This window comes from Hydrogenophaga sp. OTU3427 (genome assembly GCF_038440225.1).
GTDB lineage: Bacteria > Pseudomonadota > Gammaproteobacteria > Burkholderiales > Burkholderiaceae_C > Hydrogenophaga.
Window position 1 is genome coordinate 1 of sequence record NZ_JASATI010000107.1, and the last position, 1,119, is coordinate 1,119.

Here is a 1,119-nt window from a genome sequence, read left to right on the forward strand (position 1 = left end):
TATTGATCCGGAAGAATTTAACTTGAACTTTTCGGTTGTTTCATCATCTGTTGGTGATGGAAGCAACCGACATGAGAAAGCTGTCGCGCGATGCGCGGCATGAGCGGCGCGTCCAAGTGATTCGACTGCGCAATGCGGGCCAGACCTACGAGCAGATTGCTCAACAAACTGGGCTGAGCCGAACCGGCGTCTTTGACATCTGCAAGCGTCATGAGGAGGCCGGGGCGAAAGCCTTGCGCGATGCGCCCCACGGGCGAAAGCGTGGCGATGGTCGCCTGCTGGACGCGACGCAAGAGGCCTTGATTCAGAAGCTCATTGCGGACAAGACCCCGGACCAGCTGAAGATGCCCTATGCGCTGTGGACGCGAGCGAGCGTGGCAGAGCTGATTGAGCATCGCTTTGGCATCCGCTTGCCCGTGCGCACGATGGGCCTGTACTTGGCGCGCTGGGGGTTCACGCCGCAAAAGCCTATGAAAAAGGCGTACGAGCAGTCGCCTGCTGCAGTCAAGAAGTGGCTCGACGAGGACTACCCGGTGATTGCCGCTCGCGCCAAGGCTGAAGGTGCCGAGATTCACTGGGGAGACGAGAGCGGCCTGCGCAGCGACGACGTGCGTGGGCGTGGCTTTGCGCCCAAGGGCCAGACACCGGTGGTCCGGGTCAACAACAAGCGTCATGGCCTGTCGGTGATCTCCACCGTCACCAACAAGGGACAGATGCGCTGGAGCATCTTCGACGGTGCGCTCAACACGAACATCCTGATTGACTTCCTGCGCCGACTGATCAAGGGAGCGACCAAGAAGATTTATCTGATCCTGGACAACCTGCGGGTGCATCACGCCAAGCCGGTCAAGGCCTGGCTGGCTGACCACGCCGAGGCAATTGAGGTGTTCTACCTGCCCAGCTACAGCCCGGAACTCAACCCCGACGAGATGGCCAATGCCGACATCAAGCAAGCGGTCACGAAGCTGGCGCCGGCGCGCACGAAGCTGCAACTGGTCAAGGCCACGGCGCACCACCTGCGCAGCGTGCAGCGTCAACCTGAGCGGATTCGCAAATACTTCGAGCATGGTCCGGTTCGCTATGCTGCTTGATTCAAGTTCATTGATGCCGGATCAATAA

The 1,119-nt window shown here is 59.8% G+C and carries 1 protein-coding gene; it reads left to right on the forward strand.

Annotated features, from left to right (window positions below; genetic code table 11):
- The first annotated feature begins 56 nt into the window (after positions 1 to 56).
- Positions 57 to 1,091: an IS630 family transposase gene (locus tag AAHB17_RS24465; RefSeq protein ID WP_342133666.1), complete on the forward strand. Its 1,035-nt coding sequence runs from the start codon at positions 57 to 59 to the stop codon at positions 1,089 to 1,091.
- The last annotated feature ends 28 nt before the right edge of the window (positions 1,092 to 1,119 follow it).

What these genes read in the sequence shown, in the direction of transcription:
- AAHB17_RS24465 (WP_342133666.1), top strand. Translation starts at nt 57, where the DNA reads ATGGAAGCAACCGACATGAGAAAGCTGTCGCGCGATGCGCGGCATGAG.